The following is a 23,432-nucleotide window of genomic DNA, read 5'->3' on the forward strand; positions in this document are numbered from 1 at the left end:
CCTTATGAATCGTACAAAAACATATATAGCCGGCGATTGGACAGGAGATCAGAATTTGATTTCACAGCTATATAAGTGGAATAACAACGATAGATTATTACTGAATTTCGTCGATGCTCACGAACTAACACAAGCAAGAGATACGAGTTTAGCCTGTAGCATAAAACGGTCTCTTTCTGAAAGATTAAATGCTTCAAAAACATTTGTCTTAATTGTAGGAAAAGACACAGATAAGCTTACGAAAGGTGCTTGTAGATATTGTAATAATTATAGCTCTTATTTTAGCTCCTGCACCCATGGTAGTACCTTAGACCAACGCAGTTTCATCGAATACGAATGCGAAAAAGCTAAACGTGATAATCTTAAAGTTGTGGTTCTTTATAACTATACATCCGTATATAAAGATAAATGTCCGGAGTGCCTTAGATACACTGGAACACATTTAAATGCCTATTATAAAGGCACTGATGGCAAATACTATTTGAACTATCAAGATATAAAAAAAGCCATTATGAATTAATAATTCATCATCTATTCTTCAAAGTATAGGCATCATGTATTTTTATTGATACAACACATTGTTTTACCTTATAGCATTGCCAGTGGCGATGATAATATCGTTGCCCTGGATGTTTATGGTAAATAATAATCGAATATTTGGACAATAAATTATGGATTTGGGGCTAATTTCTCTTTTAACTGCCAGATCCTTCATATCTAATTCTCCATTTTTTTATAATAAAAAGGGTCTACATATTCAAATGTAGACCCGAAATTCTTATCAGTAAATATTCTATTACTCATCAATTATAATCAAACAGTGCCAAATCCATATCACAATAGCCACTAATACCTGGTACAACATTTGTTACGCCATACTGCCACATACAATAAGGAATATCTGAATAATATGGTCTACTATTGCCATACTGCCAATCAGTTGATGTATAGTAATAAGCTGTATAATATGTTGCAAGCCATACCTTATACTTACTTGTAAGTACCGATGTATTAACTGCATTTCTCCAGTCTGTTCTATTAAAGTAAATCATTGGTGTATAACCATAACTCTTTACTGTATCTGCAAATGTTTCACAAATTTCTGTTAAAGCAGTTGTACTTAAATTAGCTGATGCCACTCTATATCCACTTGCTGATTCCCAGTCAAAAGCTACTGGATATGTAATATTGTAATCTTTAATTAAATCCACACATAACGAAGCTTCTTCATAGGCTTCTGTTACAGTTGTTGCCTGTGAAAAGAAATAAATACCTACCTTTAAACCGGCATTTAGAGCTCCCTGAATGTTCTGTCTATAATATGAATCTTCATACAATCCACCATCGCCTGTATATCGTCCGCCACATTTAATCATAACAAAGCTAATACCAGATGCCTTAACCTGATTCCAATCAATAGAACCCTGCCATTTAGATACATCTATACCCTTTACAACCGTTGAATATTCAGCTGAAGCTTGTGTTGTAGCTGCTGCTGTAGTTGTAGGTGCTTGTGTTGTAGTTTCTTGTTGTGATGTAGTTTCTTGTTGTGTTGAACTTGTTTCCTGTGATGTTGTATTTGTTGTCTCTTGGCTTTGAGTTGCCTCACTTGTCTGAGCTTGAGTTGTTGGTTGAGTTGTTGTAACTTCATCTGAATTATCAACTAAATCAACATTTCCTCCACCCATAACCTCATCTTTATTAGAAGTATCCACTTCAGCTACTTCAAGTTCTTCTATTGGAATAACTTCTACAGTTCCACTTGCTATCATATCAAGTATCTTTTCTTCTGTTACTGTTGTGTCTTCCTCAGTTACAGCATCTGTATCTGCTGCCACCTCTGTTGTCTCTTCTAATGTCTCTTCTGTTGTCTCTTCATTTTCAGTAATCTCTTCTGTTTCAATTGTAGCCTCGCTAGTTTCCTCTGCTACAACCTTTGAACTATTAGAATTAACTGCTATTACAGTTCCCGTTACTGCTGTTGCCGTAACTGCCGCTGCTGCAAGTCCAATCAAACTTTGCTTATAGTAAACAGACAAAAAGCCCTTTACCACTTCAAATAATTTGCCAAACTTCATAGTTGTCCTCCAAATTTTCAAGTCTAAGTTTTCAAGTTAAATAATTTCGAGGATATTTTTAAGTGCATAAACTACACCATCCTCGTCATTGGAAAGTGTTATATAATCAGCTTCTTTTTTAAGAGCATCATTGGCATTAGCTACTGCTACGCCTGCTCCCGCAAATTTGATCATATCTATGTCGTTATCTGCATCGCCAAATGCTGCTATTAAATCCCTATCAATCCCTAAGTACTCTGAAAGGAATTTAAGACCTGACGCTTTTCCGCAATCCTTATAGGAAAACTCAAGCATTACAGGACTAGCACTTGTAATATAAACATCGGATGTTAAAGATTTTATCTCATCTATAATCTTTTCCCTAACATCAAAGTCTCCTAATATTATATTCATACAATCTAAATTGTCTTTATTTTCTGAGATAAACTCTACAATGTTATCAATTGGATGTCTTGTTTTTCTTATGTATTCTACCGAACGTACTTTATCTCCTACGATAAGAGGATTCTCAATATAATCCTTTTGTGCGTAGGCCGTTCCATTAATAAAGCACTCAAATGTTATTTCTTTGTATTTTTTAGACATGCTTAAAATTAAATCCACAGAACTTGCTAATAATTTATAAGCCTTTATTAGCTCCTTGTTCTTAACTTTATAGATAGCCGCTCCATTACTTGTAATTGCATATTCAATGCCAGGAACTTTTAACACCTCTTCTGGAAGAGCATCAAATGCGCGTCCACTAGCAATACACACATTAACTCCATTATCCATGGCAGTCATTAAAGCATCTTTTGTTTCTTCGGATAATTTTCCATTATTATTCAGTGTTGTTCCATCTAAATCTAGAGCAATTAATTTTACGTCCATAAGCCTCCTATCTATTTTGACACAACATTGCATAGTATAGTCTCATTGGAAACTTTTGTAAACAAAATGTCCAATTTTTTCAATGTTAATTTCTTATTGCAGTTCTAAACCACTTTCCCGCATCACTATAATCATCTTCACTCCAACCGCTTGTTTTTGAACAAGAAGACTTAATTAGAGCTGAAGTTTCTTGCTTATTGCAAAGGCTCCAAGCTATGTAACTTATATTGTTTTCGTTTAGTAAATTAAGCCACGAATTTGCCCATGTATAATCAATTCCACCTGAACCTGAAGCATCACAAATGCTACATTCAGATACAAATACAGGAACTCCGTTATTAATGGCGTATTTTAACTTATTTTGTATTGCTTCTTTATGAGTTGCAGCGTAAAAATGTAGGCTATAGCACACATTTGCATCATCAATAGTATTGCCTACAACTGCATCTACGTCCTGCGACCAAGTGTTGGTGCCAACAATAATTAGGGCCTGAGAATCATTTTCCCTAATAGCTGAAATAACACTTTCAGCGTAAGGCTTTATCTGACTTGACCACTCTGCTCCAACTGGTTCATTACAAATCTCATAAATTACATTTTCATAATCTTTGTATTTATTAGACATTTCTTTAAAGAAAGCAATAGCTTCGTCCTTGGTTTCATTAGGATTATAATTTAGAACATGCCAATCAATAATTACGTACAAACCTAGATTGGCTGCTGCTTTAACCCCTTCATCGATTTTGGATTTTAGACTTTCCTTATCCCCACCTGATAAATAGCCAGCGTATTCCTTAGGATACATGGCAATTCGAATCACGTTGATGCCCCAGTCATTCTTTAATGTCGAAAGTGCCGCACTGTTTAAATACTCTGGAAACCAGGATATTCCATGTGTGCTAACCCCTCTTAACTGCACTTGGCTTCCGCTTGAATCCACCAAATGGCTTCCCGAAACTCTCACTCTGCCTGTTGGAATTCTTGCAGATCCATATGTGATTTGACTGTTATCCCCTGAATTTGCTGTTTCATCATTATTTGTAACTGTACTATCTGCGCTTTTTGTGTCTTCTAAGGCAACGACTCCTGTAGTCACCTCTTCTTCATTAGTTGTAGCTTCTGTACTTTCTCTTTCCTTTGCCACTAATTCCTTAGATTCATTAGAATAATCAATTGCAGTTTTCGCTGAAGCCAAGGCTCCATTAGCATATGGAAAATGTAGTTCTGCCCCGATTAGTGCACATTTGCCACAATCTAATAGCTCCCCTTCTTGATTTTCCTCTGCAACAGAGTCACTAGTTGAATCAGTAGCTGTGGTGTTTGTGGTGTTATTTGATTCATTACTAGAACTTGTTGGATTTGTGGAAGAAGTTGTCTCATAACTTGTTACTATAGTTACATTTCCAAGACTTGTCTCCCCACTAGAACTAAGAATTAAGCCGACGTTAGAAATACTCATAGAAGCTTCAATCACTTGATTGTAAGACTCTGGACTTATCTGCCAGTAACTTCCGCAATCAGTGATACTACAGCACCAAGATTGGCTAAGGCTAAAAGAGCCCTTATCTAACTTTAACTGCCAATCTGTTAGTCTTTTTGACGAATTGTTAGTTATTGTAATGTTAAACTGCGCAAAATACTCGCCGTTTGATTCCCAAGAATTTGACTTATCAATGCTTACAGTTGCATCATTGTCTGCTAATACCTTCTTATAGCAAAAGCCAAAATCTAGGGATACAAAAACTAAAACAAGTGCCAAAAGAACTGTTAAAATCCCTTTTTTTCTACTCATATTCACTTGTACCATCTCCTAAAATCTTAAATTCATTTTATCACAATACATTTAACAGGTAAAGAATTTAACCATTAAAAAAAGCCCAATCTATCATAGATTGGGCTTTTAAACTTTTATTTAGTTTAAGTGTAAGGTTTCTATAGTCAAGACTCGCTCGCGAGTCTTGCGCGCCGGATTCGGGTCTGCTTCAGCAGACAAATTCCTGTCCGAATCCGTGCGCATCCTCGCGGAGCGTTTAACTCAGTCGGAGCTTGTACCCCGACTGAGTTAAAGTTTCTAATTAGTGATGGAATAAACGCATTCCTGTGAAGCACATTGCAATGCCTCTCTTATTACATGTTTCAATAACATTGTCATCTCTAATAGATCCGCCTGGCTGAGCAATATACTTAACACCTGACTTGTAAGCTCTTTCAATGTTATCGCCAAATGGGAAGAATGCATCAGAGCCAAGAGCAACTTCTGTGTTACCATCAAGCCAAGCTCTCTTCTCTTCCTTTGTAAATACTTCTGGCTTAGAAGTAAATACTCTTTCCCACTCGCCATCACGAAGTAAGTCTTCGTACTCATCACCAATGTAGAGATCAATTGCGTTATCTCTATCGGCACGACCTACATTTTCCTTAAATGGAAGGTTAAGTACCTTAGGATTCTGTCTTAAATACCAGTTATCTGCCTTAGAACCAGCAAGTCTTGTACAGTGAATTCTTGACTGCTGTCCAGCACCGATACCGATTGCCTGACCACCCTTAGCATAGCAAACTGAGTTTGACTGAGTATACTTTAATGTAATTAAAGCGATAATAAGGTCGATCTTTGCTGTGTCAGGAATTTCCTTATTGTCTGTGACAACATTTTCAAGGAGAGCCTTGTTAATTTCAAATTCGTTACGTCCCTGTTCAAATGTTACACCGTAAACCTGCTTTCTCTCGATTGGTTCTGGCTTGTAATCAGGGTTAATCTTAATGATATTGTAGTTACCCTTCTTCTTCTTGCTTAAGATTTCGAAAGCTTCGTCTGTGTAACCAGGAGCAATAATACCATCAGATACTTCGTGCTGAATAAGCTTAGCTGTTGTTACATCACAAACATCTGAAAGGGAAATGAAATCACCAAATGATGACATTCTATCAGCACCACGAGCTCTTGAGTAAGCGCATGCAAGTGGGCTTAATTCGCCGATTTCTTCATCAACCCAGTAAATCTTCTTTTCAACATCTGTTAAAGGAAGACCAACTGCAGCACCTGCTGGAGATACGTGCTTAAAGCTTGTTGCTGCTGGAAGTCCTGTAGCTTCCTTTAATTCCTTAACTAACTGATAACCATTAAATGCATCTAAGAAATTAATGTAACCTGGTCTACCGTTTAAGATTTCAACTGGAAGTTCTGATCCATTTTCCATGAAAATTCTTGATGGCTTCTGATTAGGGTTACAACCGTATTTTAACTGAAATTCGTTCATTTTTACTTTCCTCCATATACTTAAAGTATGAATTTAATTATTCTTTAACTAATTAGTTTGTGTGCTTATTAATAATTCTTGTTTCATACTTACCTGTTGCAATATCGATGTATCTAACAAATAAAGAAACCTTATTATCCTCATTTAAGTTTTCCCATACTGTCTTTGTAAATGTGTCGATATCACCTGATAACTTAACCCATGTAGGTTCTCCCTCATAGCTTGGAAGTGGGTTTCCATCACCCATATATGTGTGGATGTAGTGACCTTCTCCTGCCTGTGGAGCATCATAAGTAAATGTATATCTATTACACTGCTTTGGATTTCCGTTATGGCTCTTTAAGATTGACATAGCATAGTCGTACTTGCCTTCCTTAACTGTCATAAGACCTGAAATTCTAGGTGTGTAATTAGGAGCATCTGGTTCAAATTCTCTTTCTCTTAAAGATTCTTCAAAAGTCTGGCCCTTGCTCATATTATCAAAGATTGTGTCTGTCTGATCACCATTAGTAACTATTGTCTTATCGTCTAATACTCTAACTGGAGCATAAATAATAAGGCTTGGATCTTCTAACTTACTTGGGTCGTAAGCCTCAGTTCTAATGCCTTCGCCTTCTACTGCAAATACTCTATTACGGCTATTCTCACTTCTTCCCATAATAAAATATGCTGTTACAGCGTACTTGTTATCATCAGACATACCAATGACAATTCCTCTTCCTGGATATGAACATCCCAAAAGTTCTTTTTCAAGCGATTTGATTTCCATTTTCCTTCTCCTTAAAAAAAATAATTTATATTTAACCTGCTGGGGGTTAAATCAAAATTAATAGTTGCCTAACAGGCGAATTGATCTGCTCTCTTCCTCAATTCCTCTAAGAGCATTCATAACGCGTTGGTCATTTATATTTCCTTCGAAATCTACGAAGAATCTAAATTCCCACTGGCTTCCCTCTATAGGTCGGGATTCAATCTTGGTCATATTAAGACCGTTATAAATTATATGACTTAGTAAATTATATAATGAACCTGGCTCATTGACGCATTCAAAAACAATGCTAGTCTTCTTAGCATTCTTAATAAATGTACGAGTCTTAGATACAATCACAAATCTTGTTGTATTATTGGCTTCATCTGCAATATTAGTCTTTAAAACCTCAAGTCCATATAACTTAGCGGCTTCCTTACTTGCAATAGCTACATGAGAACTATCCTTATCCTCAAAAATCTTCTTAGCTGCTACTGCTGTATTAGGCTGACTAATCTGCTGCCATTCCTTATGTGATTCCAAAAATGATTCGCATTGTGTTAAGCCTTGAGCGTGTGAATAAACTGTTGTCACCTTTGAAAGATCTGTTCCTGGGAGTCCCATAAGAACGTGCTCAATCTTAACATAGCTTTCTGCAACGATATAATTATTGTATTCCTGTAAAAGATCATAAACTGCTGTGATACTACCTGTGGTAGAATTCTCGATTGGAAGAACTGCGTAATCCGCCTTTCCTTCTTTAACGGCTTCCATGGCATCCTTCCATGTTGGAACATTGAAATTATCAACATCCTCACCAAAATAATCTAACATAGCCGCGTAGGCATAAGCCCCTGCAACTCCCTGATAAACTACCTTAGCGCCTTCTTTCTTTATCTCATCTACTGCTTCATAAGGTTCTCTTAAAGTCTGACCCATCTTCTCAAGAAGCATATATTGCCCCTTTCTTGAATTGGCCATGATCTGAGAGAACAAGTCAGCAATTGGATGCTTATTCTCTTCTTTCTCTACTAAAGCCTTAATAGCCTCTAGCTTCTGTCTTTCTCTCTCCGGATCTAGAACCTTCTTACCCGTTTCTATCTTGTACTCTGCTACCTGACTTGTAAGTCGCATTCTCTCCTCAAACAAGGAAACGAGCTGCCTGTCTATTCCGTCGATATTCTTTCTGATTTCACCTAAATCTAACATTTACTACTACCTCCCATGTGTCGCATTTCTGCCTTAGGATGTATTACATATTACACATGCCATTTCATTTTAACTTGAATTTATCTATTTAACAAGAGATATTTTTTATGTTATACTAAAAAAAAGTGAACGTATTAATTAAATAAATTATTTTTTATAATAAACGGAGGTAGACTTATGTCAAAGCCTGTAAAAATCGCCATAGCATCTGCTGTTATAGCAATTGCTCTAATTGGATTTGTAACCTATGCCATTTTAAGTAGTAGAATTACCTATAATAAGGACAATGCCACAGGTAACACCACCGGCAACTTAAACAATGGCGGCCTTTTTTGTGAGTATGATGGAAAGATATATTTTGCTAATGCCGCTGATGGAAACACCCTTTATGTTATGAGTTCAGATTGTACTAACGCAAGAAAGCTAGTAGATGATTCCGTGGCTTATTTAAATGTCTGTGGAAAATATATCTATTACGTTAGAAATAACTATTCTCCCGATGCCATTGCCATGGTATTTAAGGGACAATTATATGGTCTTTATCGCTGTAACCTAGATGGTTCCCACATAGTGACCATAACTCAGGAAAAATCTGGAATGATAAGTTTATGTGGCAACTACATTTTCTATCATCACTACGATGATCAGACAGCACTTACTCTTCAAAAGATTAAGATTGATAGGAAAGACAACACCTATATTAGTGATACAGAATATAATGTTGCAAATGTTTACGAGCAGAGAATTTATTTTGCCAATGAAGATGAGAGAAATAGAATTTACTATCTTGATACTAAGGACGATTCCCTTCATTTCTTCTACGATGCCAATGCCTATCTAGTAGATTATGAGGGAACTTATATGTATTACATAGACCTAAGTAAAAACTATGCCCTTATGCGTCTTAATACGCAAACTATGGTACTAGAACAAATCTTTGCGCCAAACGATGCCAAGGTTATTAACTATAATGTCTATGGCACCAAGGTTTTTGCACAGGTTGAGGGTGATGGAAACACCACAGGACTTTATAGACTAAATGTTGACGGTACTCAAATCGAATACATTGCCCAAGGTAATATTACAAATGTGCATTGTACCTCTAAGTATACCTTCTTTATGTATTACGCTGACCAACAGACTCTTTATAGAGTTCCTACAACGACTACATTTTCAAAGGTAGAAATTATTACGGTAAAATAAATGCAATAATAAATTATAGAAAATTAAAGACAGTAGCCAAAACAAAAAAGCTACCATCTAGTTTAGAACTTAAGGTTCTTTCCTAAATGGTAGCTTTTTATTATCTTTTTATTAGCTTATCTTATTAGTTTTATCTATCAATGATATTATTCTCTCTAATATCTGCAACTAATTGACGTCTAAAGGCTCTACAGCCAGTCTCATTCCAATACTTCTTCTTATCAAATTTAATTACTTCATAAGAACTGTCCATAATATCAGAATTATAGCTTGTAATTGGTTCTCTATCTGGATAGAAAACAGTAATAGAGTTCACATACTCTGTCATGTTAAGGCCAAAGTCGTTGGCAAAGCGTCTTGCCTGATCTTTATTACTAAACATCTTGATGTGTGAATAATAACCTACAAGATAAGCAAAGTAGTTAATATCAAACTCTTCAATCCAGTCCCCTTCTGCGTTAAATACTACAACAGGGAATCTTCTATCCTTGTTATTAACCAGAGATACGAGATTCTCAAAATCTTCATTATTATCTACGTACTTAACTGCTTCCTTTAGCTTTTCCACATCGCAAATGCCGATGTTATCTGCAATTTCACCATAGAAGTTTGGACGAGAGAAAAGGATATTATCGGAATCTCTAAATCTATCTTCTGGTTCTGCATATCTATTGGTTACTTCGAATTCTAGTCTGTCTCCATTCTTTCTAATGTAGGCATCTGAAATCCAAAGTCTTGTTGCTACATTGGAATCCAAATGAGTTGTATTCTCAACGAATTCAAACTTATCCGGATTATAATTTACCATTACTGAATAACCAGGACTTACATTAGAATAGTTTGCCACCTCTTCTGGAATATCTGTAAATACTTCGTTAAATCTTGAGTTGACCCAAGAATAAATAAGATTCGAAGCCTTTCTAAAGGCATCCTCTATACTTAAGTTGTTAAGATCAATATCTGTCTTAGCGTGGAATACCTTGTACTGGCCTAAGGTCTTAAATGGCTCAAACCTACGACGTCTATTAAAGCTTGCCCCTTCCTTCTTTTCAAGTTCAATCTTTACAAAGGCGTCATTAAGTCTTTCATCATTAGGGCCAATCTGATTTACAATTCTAACAATGTTAGTGATTGTAAGCTCTGCTGCCCTGCCATAGACATTAAGGCACAGCTGCTTAATTAACTTTCCTCGTCTAAATTTATAGAATTGCTTAGCAAGTTCATTATCCTTATTGAAAATCTCCTCTACGTATGGATGAAGAGGTTCATTTTCAAATTTAAGTCTGTAATGGCATCTAAGCATATCATTCCAGTTCTTATTCTTATAATGATGATGTCCTAAATCTTCAATTAAGCCTACCATGGAATCATCACAAAGCTCGTAAGTAGCAAGGATTGAGTTCATCTTTCTAGCTAGAGCTTCGTTACCACCAAAGGCTGAACCCTTATATCTTGTATCATGCTCAATCTCGTGCCAACCCTCAAAGGAGTTAGTTCTTACCTGTATTTCAAATGTATCGTCTATATATTCTGATAACATAGGATTAGAAATATTCTTACTTAAGTAAGATGGAAGTTTAAAAATACCATTCACCTTACTTGCCTTAAACTCATATTCAGACGCTTCTGTTGTCTCCCAAATACCTGGTGTAGCAAAAATAGTATCCAGCAAATCCTTACAAATCTCTACGTCATCTTCATAGTAAAGAATTACTCTAATACCAACTAAATCCTGCATCTTCTTATGTTCATTTGGCGAGCCTTCTATTCTGTATTGTTTAAGTAAAAGCTTATTCAAAATAGAGTCGCTTGTCTTTACTCTGTAGGCAACACGATAATAGAAGCCAACTTTCGATAGCTTCTCCTCTATGATGCTTAGTAGATCTTCCTTAACTACATCAGGAACTACAATCTGATCTACGTTATACTTATTAAATACTTCATTTACCCCGTTGTTATCCATATCTAGCAAACCTTTCTTACTTTGTACTACTCTTTTATTAAATTTACTCCCAGTCTCTCATAACATTATAACACTAACTTGTAATAAAAAAAAGTTAATGGAATTTTAGAATTCTTAAAAATCTATATATAGTTTGAAAACAAGAGTATTTCATGATATACTTGTCTCTAGTAGATGTTACCTAAAATTATTTGGAGGATTTTAAAATGGCAGGAATTCACGAGTCTGCAGAAAATTATTTAGAAACAATACTTATGTTAAGTAAAAAACTTCCAGTAGTTCGTTCAATTGATATTTCTAATGAAATGGGATTTAGAAAATCATCCGTAAGTATCGCAATGAAGAATTTGCGTGAATCAGAATACATTACAGTGACTAAGGAAGGTTATATCTACCTTACAGACGCTGGTATGGAAATTGCTGAAACTATTTTAGAGAGACATGAATTACTTACAAAGTGGCTTAAGAGCTTAGGCATTGATCCACAGATTGCAGAGGATGACGCTTGTAAGATTGAACACGATGTAAGTAAAGAGACATTTGCAGCAATTAAGAAGGTCATTATAGAGCAAATCGGGGAATAATTTTTAAAAGACAATAAACAAAAAACCTACTCAGTAACTGAGTAGGTTTTTTTACATAACAGAAAATTTATATAAGATTGTAAGGAGTCTTACAATGCTATCTAATTTATCTTCCTAAGTAGCCCTGATACTTCTCTGTTTCAAGAATATCATTAGCTCTTTGGATTTCTTCCTTAGTTGGAGGTAATACTCCTTCTAATTCATACTTAATTCCAAGCTCTGCATACTTAACAACACCAAGTGTGTGGTATGGTAAAACTTCGAATCTCTTTACAGTCTTAAGACTTGCAACGAAATCTCTAAGACCTTCTAAGTCTTCCTGGTCGTCTGTAACACCTGGAACTAATACGTTACGGATCCACATATCCTTATTATTGTCTGATAAATACTTAGCTAATTCTAAGATGTTCTTATTAGTCCATCCTGTTAAAATCTTATGCTTCTCATCATCAATAATCTTAATATCAAGTAAGAATGTATCTGTTAAGCTCATAAGCTCGTCAAACTTCTTAAGATATTCTGGATCCATTGAGAATGGATTACCTGATGTATCAAGACATGTATTGATTCCCTTTGACTTAGCAAGCTTGAATAACTCAATAACAAAGTCAATCTGGCAAAGAGCTTCGCCACCACTTACTGTGATACCGCCGCCATTCTTCCAATATGCCTTAAATCTAATAGCCTTCTCCATAATCTGGCTTGGTGTCATCTCCATGCCGCCTTCCATACTCCATGTCTCAGGATTATGGCAGTACTTACATCTCATGTGACATCCCTTTAAGAAAACAATATATCTAACCCCTGGTCCATCAACGGAACCAAAGCTTTCTAATGAATTAACTCTACCAATAATTTCGCTCATATAACTTCTTCTCCTTTCGTATCAGCAAATGTATCTTAGTAGTGATACATAGGATTGTATACAATATACACTTTCTTGTTAAATATATCACATATAATAATTATTATCAATAAGAGTGGTCTTTTTTTCTTGTACTAAATACTAGACAACTCCTTAAAAATATTGCTTTATACAAAATTTTAAAGAACTTATATGATTAGTCGACACATTTTTTAAATAGTGCAAATAAAGCTACAATCGCAAGGAATGGGAATAAGAAGCTTAAAGTTGAAATAAGCATAAAAGCCACTGCTGCAAGAATAATATATCCAAATAGACCAAAGAATATTCCTGCAAGTGAACCAAATATTCTAAATACGAAAACTGCCATTTTAAAGAAGGCTATAAAAAATAATATCATCAACAAAGTTAACATAATTAATCCTCCGTTTTAAAGCTTTGTTATAACAAAGAGGGGAGCTGTTTGATGTAGGGAGTACGATATAAATATTTTTGTCTCCTCTCTTTGTCTATTATTATATTAGCAAAAGATTAAAATGACATTAATTTCAAGATTAACTTTTTATTAAGTCTAAGATGTAAAATTTAGCACTTTTTATACAAGGTCGATCCTTCTGCCCTCTTCATCTGAATAGTAAGCTGCATAAACCACCTTCATAACCTGACTTGCAAGATCAAAACAGCCTTGTGGTTCCTTATCATTTAAGACGCAATCCATAAAATCCACGATTTCATTACAATAGCCTCTTAGCATTTCATCTGCCACAAAAGGCTTATTCCAGCCGGTTACAATTGGAAGCATTTCCGATAGATATACATTTTCCATACCCACAGAATCCACCATATAGGTCTCCATGGCATTATTCATAGTCAAATTACAGTTAATGGCAGTGTCGTTGCAATAAAGCTCCACATAGTTTTTACTGCCACCAAGCAGGTTATCTGTGGAAATTATTGTGGCCTTACTTCCATCTGTAAATGTAATCACAGCAGTTCCTGCATCTTCCACATCCACAGGTCTAGCATCTATGTGACGATGCTCGTATTCTGTCAGATTTCTTGTGGCATAGCCCATGTCTGCAACTACAGATTTAACAGTAACATTTTTGCCCATGGCAAGGGACTCCTGCTCCTTTAAATAAAGGATTGCCCCAAGGGGATGCACTCCATTTCTCATAAAAATTCCACCACCAGTTTTCGACCACTCTCCAGCAACGCTAGAACTTGAGCCCTTTAGGCTTTCTTCACCCTTCATATATAGAATTCGGCTTTTCTTTGCCCTTACGATTTCTCCTGCTTTAATAATTGCAGGGGCATAAACGAAGTTTTCTGCATACATAAACTTCTTGCCAGTTCTTTTAACCACGTCCCTTAACTCCTCTAAATCTGCTAAAAGGGCGTGATACATTTTCTTTTTTGAAACCTTTTCTCCAATAGGTTTTTCATCTTCTTCACTGCCAAAATAGCCTGTTAGTGGCTTCTCTACAATGACATTTTTCCCAGCTTCTAGTGCCCTTATGATTTCAGACTTGTGAAGATAAGGGGGTGTGCAAATATCGATTACATCTATCTCCTTATCCCTTAGTAAATCCTCAAAATCATTAGTTGCATTTTCAAAGCCAAAACGCTTAATGGCCTCTTTGGCCTGCTCCTTTCGTCTAGCATAGATAGTCTTTAATCTAACCGGAATATTACATCTTTGATAGCCAAAAGCATGTAATTCACAGGCTCTGCCGGCTCCTACAACCCCAACTACTACTCGATCCTTCAATTTATTATTCCCCCACTTTTTTAGTCACCAAGTCAATTAAAGAGCCCACGACTCTAAAGGAATCCTCCATCATTTCCTCATCGCTAAACTCAATATCAAACTCATCTTCAAGTTCCCCGATAAACTGAATTAATCCCAAGGAGTCCATGTAGCCCTCCTCCACATAGTTTATCTTTTCAATGTCTGTACCTTCTTTAAAGCTATACTCTTTTTGAAGCCTATCTAAAATGAATTCTCTTACCTTTTCCATATCTAATCCCCCTATTCTTTATCCTTCACCCAATCATTTAACTTAGATTTTACCAGCTTTCCCATAGTGTTTTTAGGCAAGGAGTCTAAGATAAATATCTTATGAGGCTGTTGAAAATCCGCCAAGTTTTTAGCACAAAATAGTCTAATCTTTTTCGTGATTTCCTTTTCCGCAGCCTCAGTCACCACTGCTAGGGCAACGATTTCTCCAAGCCTTTCATCCTTATAAGGAAAAGCCGCAACTTCTAAGACTTCCTCTAACTTAATAACCTTATCCTCAATATCCTTTGGATAGACGTTTACGCCACCGGTTATTATTATTTCTTTTTTTCTTCCTGAAAATGTTAAATAGCCATCTACGTCTAGCTTTCCCAAATCTCCTGTTTTAAAATAGCCATTAATCGTCGCCTTTTTAAACACATCTTCTTTATTTAAATAGCCCTCACAAATTAGTGGGGTTTTTACTGCTATTTCTCCAATTTCACCTAGTGGCAGCTCCTCATTTTCATCAGACAAAATCCTAATATCTACGCCCTTTAGCGGTCTTCCCACCGAATTTAGTTTCTGGCCTGCTTCCTTAAGATTTATATCCGTTACCGTTGAGCACTCGCTAGTTCCATACATTTCGTGAAAATCGCATTGTAAAAAATTTACCAATTCCTTCTTTACCTCTAAATCTAAGAGGGCGCTTGAGGAAACCAAAAGTCGCAGTGAGGGACAAGTTTTCTCCTCTGCCTCTTTTAACTCCTTTAGTACCTGCGCTAACTGGGCTGATACTGCTATTGAAAATGTAACCTCTAGCTTTCTAACTAAATCTAGCCACAACTTTGGTGTAAACCTTGGCAAAATAACTGCTGTTGCACCAAGTATAAGGGGCATTATTACTAGTCTTTGAGCTAAGGAATGATATAGCGGTGTTGCTGCTAGAATCTTGTCATTTTTTGTTAGCTCATACATTTCTATATGAGCCTTTGCCCTGATATTTTTATTGTTCTGACTTAGAATAATTGGTTTTGGATCACCTGTTGAGCCTGAAGTAAGAGTTAGTATAAAGGTCTCTTCCCCCGTGATTTTATCTAAACTTGGTAACTCATCAGTCATTTCTAAAACCTTATCAAAGCTATCAATCTTTAATTTACTCGTTTCTTTAATTTCAATATCTTCTATTTTCCCATCAAGACAAAGCTTTAGACCTGGATAGTCTAATAAAATATTATTATCTTCTTTTAAAACTTCCTTATAAAAGGACTTTCTAGCAATTATATGTTTTACATTAGCTGCCTTAAAGGCAATGTCTAAATCTTTACTATTAAGGGTTGGATTAACTGGCGCAAGACCTGCGCCTAGAGCTGTCACGGCCATAATTAGCCCTACAGATTCAATACTATTGTTTAAGGGAATGCCGATAATATCCCCTCTTTTTACACCACGAGAACTTAGATAGTTTGCATACTTGCACACAAATGTCCTCATCTCTTTATAGCTTTTACTCTCTCCATCACAGTAAATAGCCATTTTATCTTCATTTTCATTAGATGCCTCAATAAATTGCTCAAATAATAGTTTCATAAATCCCCCAGTTGATTTCTCCTATATTTATTACCTATATTTATTGTATATCTAATTTAACTGATTAGGTCTGTCTTGATCCCCATCAGCCTTGAAAAATCTTGTATTATCCATTGTATAGTGAACCCATATGTCTGCATTTTCCTGTAAAAAAGGTTCAAAATAATTTGGAATAATATTTTTCGTATCCTCTCTATTAATAAATCCTGCTTTTCTTAAAATATCATCCTCTAAACCAAACTGATAAAAGTCCACATATTCAGCCTTTTTTTCTTGCATTAGATTATCTAGCGATGGGGAAATTCCCAGCAAACTTTCTTCATCTCCTAAAAAGTCCACAATTCTTAAAACACTAGACTCCATTATATTAATCTGTCTTAAGAAAATAACTGCGCTAGTTTGTCCATTTATTTCAATCCCATAAACTAAGTAGTTATAAAAAGGATGTTCAAAGTAACGATGCTTGATATAATAGGCATCCTTTACAGGATAAATGTCTGTTTTATTCAAATTATAAGAATTCTCTAGTTCCTTAAAATTGTCTATTTTTTTCAAAGAATAGTTTTCTCTTAGCTTTGTGACAACATTTTCAATAAGATTCTCTTCATCTTTAATGAGAGCAATCTTATAGTCCTTAATTTCCCTATTAAGCCTATAAAATTGCTTCATCTTAGCTGTCTTTTCTCTAAAAAATATTTTTCTTAAAGGGATGGTTGTGTTAGGGTTAGCGCCATTTCCAATATGCATTCTACAGCCAGTAAGTATATATACCCTCCTTGCTAGCTCTATTCCAAGAAGTTTCATATTGTCATGGTCATCCCTAACCTTCCACATACTTCCCCAAATGTCCTGATTTCTTTCCTTTTGGCAACGTATAAAACCAAAGATGCCCTCAAGATCTTTGCTGAATTTATCAATAGCAATTACAAAATCCACTTCTGTTTCATGAACGTATTCGTAATCAAAAAGTACTCTACTCCTTGACATAATATGCCCCTTACGCCAACATTTATCAATAAATTTCATAATTAAAGGGACATCATCCAAATTAGCAAGTCTAATGTCATAACGCTTATCAAATTCAGGGTTAATCTTAAATTTCATAGGTCACCTCTCTACTGTGTGCAAGGAACTGCATAAAAAACTAATTCTGCAGCATTATGGGAATGGTGTCTTAGATAATATTTATAATTCACGTCATAAACCGAGCTTTCAACATAACTCTTTATTAAGTGAGGTAATCTTATTAAATCATCTAGTTTATGATAAACACAAATAGCTAAAGTAGCTTTATTATTTATAATTGTATTTTTCATACCTATAAGAGCCTTTTCTTCAAAGCCCTCAATATCCATTTTAATAAAACTAGCCTTTGAATCTTTATCAAGAATAGAATCTAACGGAGCTATTTCCACTAGATTTTCCGTTTCATAATCTACTAAAACAGAAGCATCCTTTTTTCTTTCATAATAGTATTTTTCATGTTTATCGCCTAAACCAATTTTATAGGCAAATAGATTTTTATACTTTAATGAAAGTGAATCTAATTCTTTAAAATTTTCATCCTCCATCTCAAAAGCTCTTACTATAATATCCTTCTTCTCATTTTTTAAGAAATCATAAAAAGCAATAGCAGTATCTCCAATATATGCTCCACAATCAATTAATATATGTTCATCATACAAATCTTTAGGATACAAATTATTAAAATACTGCTCAGAAGTCCATAAGGATATTAATTCCCTACAACTTTCCCTTTTAATATTATTAGCTCTCGCACCTATAAAAGAACGAAAAACCATTTTTGATTCTTCATCCTCAAATAAATCATAAATTCGATTTAATTCTTCTTTATGCTTCACTACCCATTCTGCTGTCATTGTATATAGTTGATTTCTGTCTACATAACTGTATAAATGTACCTTCATTTTTGATTTTAAATCATTCATAATATGAATAACATCAGCACCAGTTGCGCAAACTACTATATTTGCCTCTTTTAGCTGTTTATGTATATCATCAACTAAATAAACCGATTTATTAAGGAATACTTTTCCTTTTTTAAAATACTGTTTACCTTCTAAATAAGCAGTTACACTAAGTCCATTTCTATTAAGTAAATCTGTAAATGTTTTAGATGCACCTCCGCATCCATAAATAAAAATGTCTGCGTTGCTATTTTTTAATTTTTCAATTAACTCTCCATTAACATCTAATAAATATTCATCAACAATATAGTCTTGAAACATAAAGTTATCCCCCTAAACTTAATTAATGTTCCATTCTCCAAGCTATTGTTCTTCTTAAATAATGCACATAGTCTGGGTTTTTGCACATACCCTTTCCAGCTACGTCTGAAATCTTAGCTACATCCATGCCGTTACATGCAGTTGTTTTCATAACAATATTTAGAGCATCTACATCTGTATCATTAGCAATATAAGTTCCAATACCAAAGGCTACCTTAACCTTATCTTTAAAGTAGGCATTAATCTCATCCGCTTTCTCAAAATTAAGACTATCACTAAAAAGAAGTGTCTTAGTCTTTGGATCAATTCCAAGGCTTTCATAATGAGCAATCATCTTATCGCCCCACTCAAATGGACTACCACTATCATGTCTAACACCGCTAAAGAGTGTTGCATAAGTAAGCTTAAAGTCTCTTAAGAAACAGTCTGTTGTTATTGTATCAGTAAGAGCTGTACCATTTAAAACTCCATATTCCTTTACCCATGCATCAAGGGCATACCAGTTTGAATAAGCTGGATTGTGCTTATGATTACCCTGTCCTACACACATAATCCATTCGTGTGCCATAGTGCCTACAGGCTTTATATTAAGCTTTTTAGCAAGGTATACATTAGATGTACCAACAAACTTAGAGCCCTTATAATCGTCTCTCATAAGCTCTTTAATAGCTAATTCCTGAGCCTCTGCTGATAATCTTCTTCTAATACCAAACTCTGAAAATGCTCCAATATTATATTCACCACTAACTAGCTTTTCTACCTTTTTATCTAGTCTATCCTTAAAGCTTAACATGAGCTTTTCATAATCAAATTTCATTCTAAAATAAACTTCATTAACAATGGCAAGGGTTGGAATCTCATACATAGATGTATTAAGCCAAGTACCATTAGTTTCTATTGTTAAACCACATGGGTTATTTGTTCCAAATGTAAAATCCTCATATCTTGGATGCCATAAACGTAAAAAATCTACGTATGACTTCTTAAACCATTGAATTGAAGAGAGATATTCTAACTCTTCTTCACTAAATCTTAATTCGCAATACATTTTTATTTGATGCTTAATCTCTTCTACCATCTCTTCTGTAAAATGTACATCTTCATTTCTACATTTAAAAGACCAAGTTGTTTCATATCCTGGAAAATGGTGATAGATTGCCTGTCCCATTGAAAATTTGTAAAGATCTGTCTCTAATAAACTGTTTATAATTTTATGCATAATAAACCCCTTCCTATTTAGCATTAAGCTAAAAAGATAAATTAACGTTATTTTAGCAGATTTTTATGCATACATAAAGTAAAACTAAGCCAACTATATATGTTTGCCTACAATCTTCTTTGCTAAATCCTTAATCATCTTATCATATTCTTCATCGCTAATAGGTCTTCCTTCTGCAAAATCAGTATCATCCTCCGCTATAATAAATTCTCCAAAAATCTTTAAATCAAGATGTCTTTTTATTACAGCAATTGCAATAGCTATGGTATCTGTATTCCAATCAGTATTATATCCAACTGTATTTATTTCTAGATAAAAACTTCCTTCTTTAATAATAAGTCCTTGATTGTCATTAATTTCTTTTTTTGCTTTTTTTATTTCATATTCCAACTCAATGCCCAAATATTTAGACAAATCTAAATCTAGTGCTTTAAAAGTTTTAAAATGTAAAACACTTGGCATTACACAAGAAAATTTAAGACCGAGCAATCCATTCATATTTTCCACCTCGCAGAAAACGTTACTTATACTATATTTCATTATATCATTTAAATACTTGGCAGTAAATAGAATCTATCTTTCAAAATCAGTTGTTTTATTCGAAATAATATAGATAAACATCTTCTAAATCGATATTGTTATCTACTCGCTTAACTTCATCTGGTAAATTATCATCAACAATTCTTAGCACCAATCCCTCTTTTCTTTGACGTACATTTCCAATTTTATAACGACGTTGATAATCATCTAACTCATCTAAATTAATCTTTATTTCTCCAACTTTGCCATCCATTAATTCAATTAAATCTCTAGGAGTTCCATCAGCTATTATTTCTCCGTTTTTTAAAAGTAATACCTTATCTGCTATACACTCAATATCACTTACCACATGGGTAGCAAAAAGTATGATTTTATCCTTACCTAATTTTGCAATATAATTTCTAATATTAATTCTTTCCTTAGGATCAAGCCCGGTTGTTGGTTCATCAAGAATTAATATTTGTGGGTCACCAAGGAGTGCCTGAGCAAGGAGCACTCTTTGTTTCATTCCCCCTGAAAAGCCTCCTATTCTCTTATAGGCCACTTTTTCTAGGTTCACAATTTGAAGCAATTCATCTATTTGCTTATTTTGATTCTTTATTCCTTTTACAGATGCCATATATTTTAAGAAGGATTTCGGTGTAAAATCTTCATAAAAGCCCTGTTGTTGTGGCATAAATCCAATTTTAGCTCTAAATTTAGCTCCTAACTTTAAAATATCAATAGCCTCATTTCCAATAGTTTCATCTAAATAGCTAATAGTTCCACCATTTTTATCTCGCTTTAAATTATCAGTTATAAGATTAATCATAGTACTTTTTCCTGCACCATTAGCTCCAAGTAAACCATATACTCCTGGTTTAAATGTATATGTTATTCCCTTTAAAGCCTCAACTTTTCCATATGATTTTTTTAATTCATTAATTCTTAGTTCCATACATACCCCTCAATATATAGCAAATACATAATATTAAAATTACAATTAAGCAAATAAGCATTATTACTTGAAGCAAAATATTAGCATATAAGCCAATACATGCCGCAACACCGAAAACAAAAATAAGAATTGGCATATAAAACTCGCTTTTTGCTTTTAATGAAAATATAAGTGTTATAAAAAGTGCATCAATTGTAAAAAATAGTCTTAATGCTAGCACGAGTAAACAATACCTTGCTATTGTCATTGATAAAAATAAAGAATTCAGCTTACTTTCCATAAAAGTTATACTTATTACTGGTGCTGATAAAAATTTAAAGCCATACATTTTATTCAAAAATATAATATCTATTAATGTTATTATTAAATAATATATTAATATGAAAGAGCTTATTATTAATAATTTTTTTGAATATATTTTCTTTAATCCCAATCTTGAGCTTGCAAGCAACTTAACAACTCCTGATTTTCTTTCTTCAAGATAATATCCAGAAGCTAATATTACTGATATTATAATCAAAGCAAGTGTTATACCTACTTCCCTAATAACTGAATTATTTCCTATAATTTCATCATAGCCTCTATCAGACATTATATATGTATCCACACCATATTCTGTCTTTATTCTATCTTTATATTTAAGAATAGAATTAAATTCCTGCATTAATTTTTCATTTTCTTTAGTTTTTGCTTCTAATTGCATGCTCTTACTTAATGTCTCTTCATAATTATCAGTATTAACTTCTATTTCTTCAAGTTGCTTTATTAGCTCTCCATTTTCCTGTTGAAAATTTTCTAAAAAGCTATTAAATAGTTCTAGATTCTCACCACCATATTGACTATAAATATTATCCAATTTTTTCTGTCGCTCTGGAAAATTCACTTGTGTCATATTTATAAGAAAAAGCTCACCAATTATAGCCAAGATAACCCATACTATTTTTTTATTTCTAAAAAATATTTTATAAAGTTCCAGGCCAGTAAAGCCTAATTTTGAAAAAACTTTACCTCTTTTTAATTCAAAAAATTCCTTAATCTTTGCGAACCTTATCTTAGAAAATGGATGTCTTCTTGCGTATACAATTCCAGAGACAAAAAATATTACTATGAATAAAGCAATGACTAAAAATACCATTATAATATCCGATGAAACTGGTTGATTAAACAACTTAACATTTTGGTAATTTCTAAAATATGTTGAAAAATCAATTATACGATAAATATTAATATTAGCTATTAATCTTCTAATTGAATTATTCTGTAATACTAATGAATAACGCCATTCAGCAAAAAAGATAATTAGCATTATAACTAAGGCTATATATCTATTTTTTATAAGATTAAGTAATGTGTTAAAAAATAAAATAATAAAGCTCAATCCAATAGCAATTACTATAATATTTATCACACAAAAACCTATAATAGAATATGGTCTTACACAATTGCTAAACAACATAGAACTTTGTATTGGCGCATCAAGGTCTACAAACCCATAAAGTAATGATGCTATTAAAAAAATTATCAAATGAAATATTGTCAATAAAGTAAAAATTATTCCTATATATATTAAATTTCTCTTTAAAGCAAATATAAATCTACCATTCTTAGCACTATAAGAAAAAAGTATTTCTCCGTTATCATATTCTTTATGTAAATTAAACATAATATAAATCATTATAAAAATTACAAAAGCAGATAACTTTGGAATGAATAAAATATACCTATCAAAGCCTAATGTATTAGTAATAACAGGTATAACATTTTGGATTTTACTATAATCATTATAGGTTTTATTTATATTTTTTAATGTATAAGCATTACTTACTAGTGCACTAAATTTCTTTACCCTATTAGCATTTTCTAAAATTGCTTGATTATTCTCTTGATATGATGTTATATAATCAATATAATTATTGGCATCCTCATTATCATCACTATAACTTTGTGCATTCTCATAATTATTTAATGCTGATACATATTCCTTATTAAGTCGATTAAACTCTTTAAAGCCACTATTCCCTATACAACTTAATACAAAATAAGCCGATGAAACAATAATTAGTAAACATATCACATATAATATTTTTTTATCTAAAATTCTCTTTAATTCTGTCATATTAT

At 33.7% G+C, this 23,432-nt stretch carries 21 protein-coding genes; 3 read left to right on the plus strand and 18 right to left on the minus strand.

The window, feature by feature from the left end; translation table 11 throughout:
• The first annotated feature begins 4 nt into the window (after positions 1 to 4).
• Complete coding sequence (locus BLQ66_RS06790) at positions 5 to 520, plus strand: TIR domain-containing protein (protein ID WP_074521518.1); 516 nt, start codon at positions 5 to 7, stop codon at positions 518 to 520.
• Positions 521 to 803: 283 nt separating this feature from the next.
• On the opposite strand, the gene BLQ66_RS06795 is transcribed toward BLQ66_RS06790, so the two are convergent.
• The 6 genes from BLQ66_RS06795 to pheA all read right to left on the minus strand — a co-directional run bounded on the left by BLQ66_RS06795 (position 804) and on the right by pheA (position 8,162).
• A complete protein-coding gene (locus BLQ66_RS06795; protein WP_074521519.1) occupies positions 804 to 2,078 on the minus strand; it encodes a glycoside hydrolase family 25 protein in 1,275 nt (424 codons plus the stop codon).
• Between the two features lie 36 nt (positions 2,079 to 2,114).
• A complete protein-coding gene (locus BLQ66_RS06800) occupies positions 2,115 to 2,948 on the minus strand; it encodes a Cof-type HAD-IIB family hydrolase (RefSeq protein ID WP_083330296.1) in 834 nt (277 codons plus the stop codon).
• A gap of 85 nt (positions 2,949 to 3,033) precedes the next feature.
• Entirely contained in the window at positions 3,034 to 4,740 is a 1,707-nt protein-coding gene (locus BLQ66_RS06805) for a cellulase family glycosylhydrolase (RefSeq protein WP_074521521.1), read from the minus strand.
• A 283-nt stretch (positions 4,741 to 5,023) separates the two neighbouring features.
• Positions 5,024 to 6,205, minus strand: coding sequence for a phosphoribosylaminoimidazolecarboxamide formyltransferase (locus BLQ66_RS06810; RefSeq protein ID WP_074521522.1), 1,182 nt, complete (start codon positions 6,203 to 6,205; stop codon positions 5,024 to 5,026).
• Between the two features lie 52 nt (positions 6,206 to 6,257).
• Positions 6,258 to 6,974: an IMP cyclohydrolase gene (locus BLQ66_RS06815; protein WP_027431644.1), complete on the minus strand. Its 717-nt coding sequence runs from the start codon at positions 6,972 to 6,974 to the stop codon at positions 6,258 to 6,260.
• Positions 6,975 to 7,031: 57 nt separating this feature from the next.
• On the minus strand, positions 7,032 to 8,162 hold the full coding sequence (pheA, locus tag BLQ66_RS06820) for a prephenate dehydratase (RefSeq protein WP_074521523.1): 1,131 nt from the start codon (positions 8,160 to 8,162) through the stop codon (positions 7,032 to 7,034).
• A 177-nt stretch (positions 8,163 to 8,339) separates the two neighbouring features.
• Here pheA and BLQ66_RS06825 point away from each other — a divergent pair, with 177 nt between their 5' ends.
• Positions 8,340 to 9,365, plus strand: a complete 1,026-nt coding sequence (locus tag BLQ66_RS06825; RefSeq protein WP_074521524.1) for a DUF5050 domain-containing protein — start codon at positions 8,340 to 8,342, stop codon at positions 9,363 to 9,365.
• Positions 9,366 to 9,495: 130 nt separating this feature from the next.
• On the opposite strand, the gene BLQ66_RS06830 is transcribed toward BLQ66_RS06825, so the two are convergent.
• Positions 9,496 to 11,328: a nucleotidyltransferase family protein gene (locus tag BLQ66_RS06830; protein ID WP_074521525.1), complete on the minus strand. Its 1,833-nt coding sequence runs from the start codon at positions 11,326 to 11,328 to the stop codon at positions 9,496 to 9,498.
• A 206-nt stretch (positions 11,329 to 11,534) separates the two neighbouring features.
• Between BLQ66_RS06830 and BLQ66_RS06835 the strand changes: the two genes are divergently transcribed.
• Positions 11,535 to 11,912 (plus strand): metal-dependent transcriptional regulator, encoded by a 378-nt coding sequence (locus tag BLQ66_RS06835; RefSeq protein WP_074521526.1) that lies wholly within the window; start codon positions 11,535 to 11,537, stop codon positions 11,910 to 11,912.
• Positions 11,913 to 12,018: 106 nt separating this feature from the next.
• Here BLQ66_RS06835 and pflA read toward each other — a convergent pair whose 3' ends face one another.
• The 11 genes from pflA to BLQ66_RS06890 form a co-directional block, all read right to left on the minus strand.
• The gene (pflA, locus tag BLQ66_RS06840; RefSeq protein ID WP_074521527.1) at positions 12,019 to 12,777 is read right to left on the minus strand and encodes a pyruvate formate-lyase-activating protein; all 759 of its coding nucleotides are present in this window, start codon (positions 12,775 to 12,777) and stop codon (positions 12,019 to 12,021) included.
• Between the two features lie 196 nt (positions 12,778 to 12,973).
• Positions 12,974 to 13,192 (minus strand): hypothetical protein, encoded by a 219-nt coding sequence (locus BLQ66_RS06845; RefSeq protein WP_074521528.1) that lies wholly within the window; start codon positions 13,190 to 13,192, stop codon positions 12,974 to 12,976.
• Positions 13,193 to 13,372: 180 nt separating this feature from the next.
• Entirely contained in the window at positions 13,373 to 14,548 is a 1,176-nt protein-coding gene (locus BLQ66_RS06850) for a Gfo/Idh/MocA family protein (protein WP_074521529.1), read from the minus strand.
• A gap of 4 nt (positions 14,549 to 14,552) precedes the next feature.
• On the minus strand, positions 14,553 to 14,798 hold the full coding sequence (locus BLQ66_RS06855) for an acyl carrier protein (protein WP_074521530.1): 246 nt from the start codon (positions 14,796 to 14,798) through the stop codon (positions 14,553 to 14,555).
• Positions 14,799 to 14,809: 11 nt separating this feature from the next.
• On the minus strand, positions 14,810 to 16,366 hold the full coding sequence (locus tag BLQ66_RS06860; protein ID WP_074521531.1) for a class I adenylate-forming enzyme family protein: 1,557 nt from the start codon (positions 16,364 to 16,366) through the stop codon (positions 14,810 to 14,812).
• A 51-nt stretch (positions 16,367 to 16,417) separates the two neighbouring features.
• Positions 16,418 to 17,470: a hypothetical protein gene (locus BLQ66_RS06865; RefSeq protein WP_074521532.1), complete on the minus strand. Its 1,053-nt coding sequence runs from the start codon at positions 17,468 to 17,470 to the stop codon at positions 16,418 to 16,420.
• Between the two features lie 11 nt (positions 17,471 to 17,481).
• Positions 17,482 to 18,615, minus strand: a complete 1,134-nt coding sequence (locus tag BLQ66_RS06870; RefSeq protein WP_074521533.1) for an FkbM family methyltransferase — start codon at positions 18,613 to 18,615, stop codon at positions 17,482 to 17,484.
• 22 nt (positions 18,616 to 18,637) lie between these two features.
• Positions 18,638 to 19,834: a nicotinate phosphoribosyltransferase gene (gene pncB, locus BLQ66_RS06875; protein ID WP_242869334.1), complete on the minus strand. Its 1,197-nt coding sequence runs from the start codon at positions 19,832 to 19,834 to the stop codon at positions 18,638 to 18,640.
• A gap of 93 nt (positions 19,835 to 19,927) precedes the next feature.
• Entirely contained in the window at positions 19,928 to 20,332 is a 405-nt protein-coding gene (locus BLQ66_RS06880) for a hypothetical protein (protein ID WP_074521535.1), read from the minus strand.
• Positions 20,333 to 20,429: 97 nt separating this feature from the next.
• A complete protein-coding gene (locus BLQ66_RS06885; protein WP_074521536.1) occupies positions 20,430 to 21,311 on the minus strand; it encodes an ABC transporter ATP-binding protein in 882 nt (293 codons plus the stop codon).
• On the minus strand, positions 21,295 to 23,427 hold the full coding sequence (locus BLQ66_RS06890) for a hypothetical protein (protein ID WP_074521537.1): 2,133 nt from the start codon (positions 23,425 to 23,427) through the stop codon (positions 21,295 to 21,297). The genes BLQ66_RS06885 and BLQ66_RS06890 overlap by 17 nt, the downstream gene beginning before the upstream one ends.
• Between the last annotated feature and the right edge of the window lie 5 nt (positions 23,428 to 23,432).

Origin of the sequence: Lachnospira pectinoschiza (assembly GCF_900103815.1) — a bacterium.
GTDB classification, from domain to species: Bacteria; Bacillota; Clostridia; order Lachnospirales; family Lachnospiraceae; genus Lachnospira; species Lachnospira pectinoschiza_B.

Excerpts from the sequence above, each read along its gene's own strand:
- BLQ66_RS06845 (WP_074521528.1), bottom strand. The coding sequence starts at position 13,192 with ATGTTAACTTTGTTGATGATATTATTTTTTATAGCCTTCTTTAAAATG.
- BLQ66_RS06815 (WP_027431644.1), bottom strand. The coding sequence starts at position 6,974 with ATGGAAATCAAATCGCTTGAAAAAGAACTTTTGGGATGTTCATATCCA.
- pflA (WP_074521527.1), bottom strand. The coding sequence starts at position 12,777 with ATGAGCGAAATTATTGGTAGAGTTAATTCATTAGAAAGCTTTGGTTCC.
- BLQ66_RS06835 (WP_074521526.1), top strand. The coding sequence starts at position 11,535 with ATGGCAGGAATTCACGAGTCTGCAGAAAATTATTTAGAAACAATACTT.
- BLQ66_RS06880 (WP_074521535.1), bottom strand. The coding sequence starts at position 20,332 with ATGAATGGATTGCTCGGTCTTAAATTTTCTTGTGTAATGCCAAGTGTT.
- BLQ66_RS06790 (WP_074521518.1), top strand. The coding sequence starts at position 5 with ATGAATCGTACAAAAACATATATAGCCGGCGATTGGACAGGAGATCAG.
- BLQ66_RS06870 (WP_074521533.1), bottom strand. The coding sequence starts at position 18,615 with ATGTTTCAAGACTATATTGTTGATGAATATTTATTAGATGTTAATGGA.
- BLQ66_RS06825 (WP_074521524.1), top strand. The coding sequence starts at position 8,340 with ATGTCAAAGCCTGTAAAAATCGCCATAGCATCTGCTGTTATAGCAATT.
- pheA (WP_074521523.1), bottom strand. The coding sequence starts at position 8,162 with ATGTTAGATTTAGGTGAAATCAGAAAGAATATCGACGGAATAGACAGG.
- BLQ66_RS06795 (WP_074521519.1), bottom strand. The coding sequence starts at position 2,078 with ATGAAGTTTGGCAAATTATTTGAAGTGGTAAAGGGCTTTTTGTCTGTT.
- BLQ66_RS06800 (WP_083330296.1), bottom strand. The coding sequence starts at position 2,948 with ATGGACGTAAAATTAATTGCTCTAGATTTAGATGGAACAACACTGAAT.
- BLQ66_RS06865 (WP_074521532.1), bottom strand. The coding sequence starts at position 17,470 with ATGAAATTTAAGATTAACCCTGAATTTGATAAGCGTTATGACATTAGA.
- BLQ66_RS06805 (WP_074521521.1), bottom strand. The coding sequence starts at position 4,740 with ATGAGTAGAAAAAAAGGGATTTTAACAGTTCTTTTGGCACTTGTTTTA.
- pncB (WP_242869334.1), bottom strand. The coding sequence starts at position 19,834 with ATGCATAAAATTATAAACAGTTTATTAGAGACAGATCTTTACAAATTT.
- BLQ66_RS06860 (WP_074521531.1), bottom strand. The coding sequence starts at position 16,366 with ATGAAACTATTATTTGAGCAATTTATTGAGGCATCTAATGAAAATGAA.
- BLQ66_RS06810 (WP_074521522.1), bottom strand. The coding sequence starts at position 6,205 with ATGAACGAATTTCAGTTAAAATACGGTTGTAACCCTAATCAGAAGCCA.
- BLQ66_RS06855 (WP_074521530.1), bottom strand. The coding sequence starts at position 14,798 with ATGGAAAAGGTAAGAGAATTCATTTTAGATAGGCTTCAAAAAGAGTAT.
- BLQ66_RS06890 (WP_074521537.1), bottom strand. The coding sequence starts at position 23,427 with ATGACAGAATTAAAGAGAATTTTAGATAAAAAAATATTATATGTGATA.
- BLQ66_RS06830 (WP_074521525.1), bottom strand. The coding sequence starts at position 11,328 with ATGGATAACAACGGGGTAAATGAAGTATTTAATAAGTATAACGTAGAT.
- BLQ66_RS06885 (WP_074521536.1), bottom strand. The coding sequence starts at position 21,311 with ATGGAACTAAGAATTAATGAATTAAAAAAATCATATGGAAAAGTTGAG.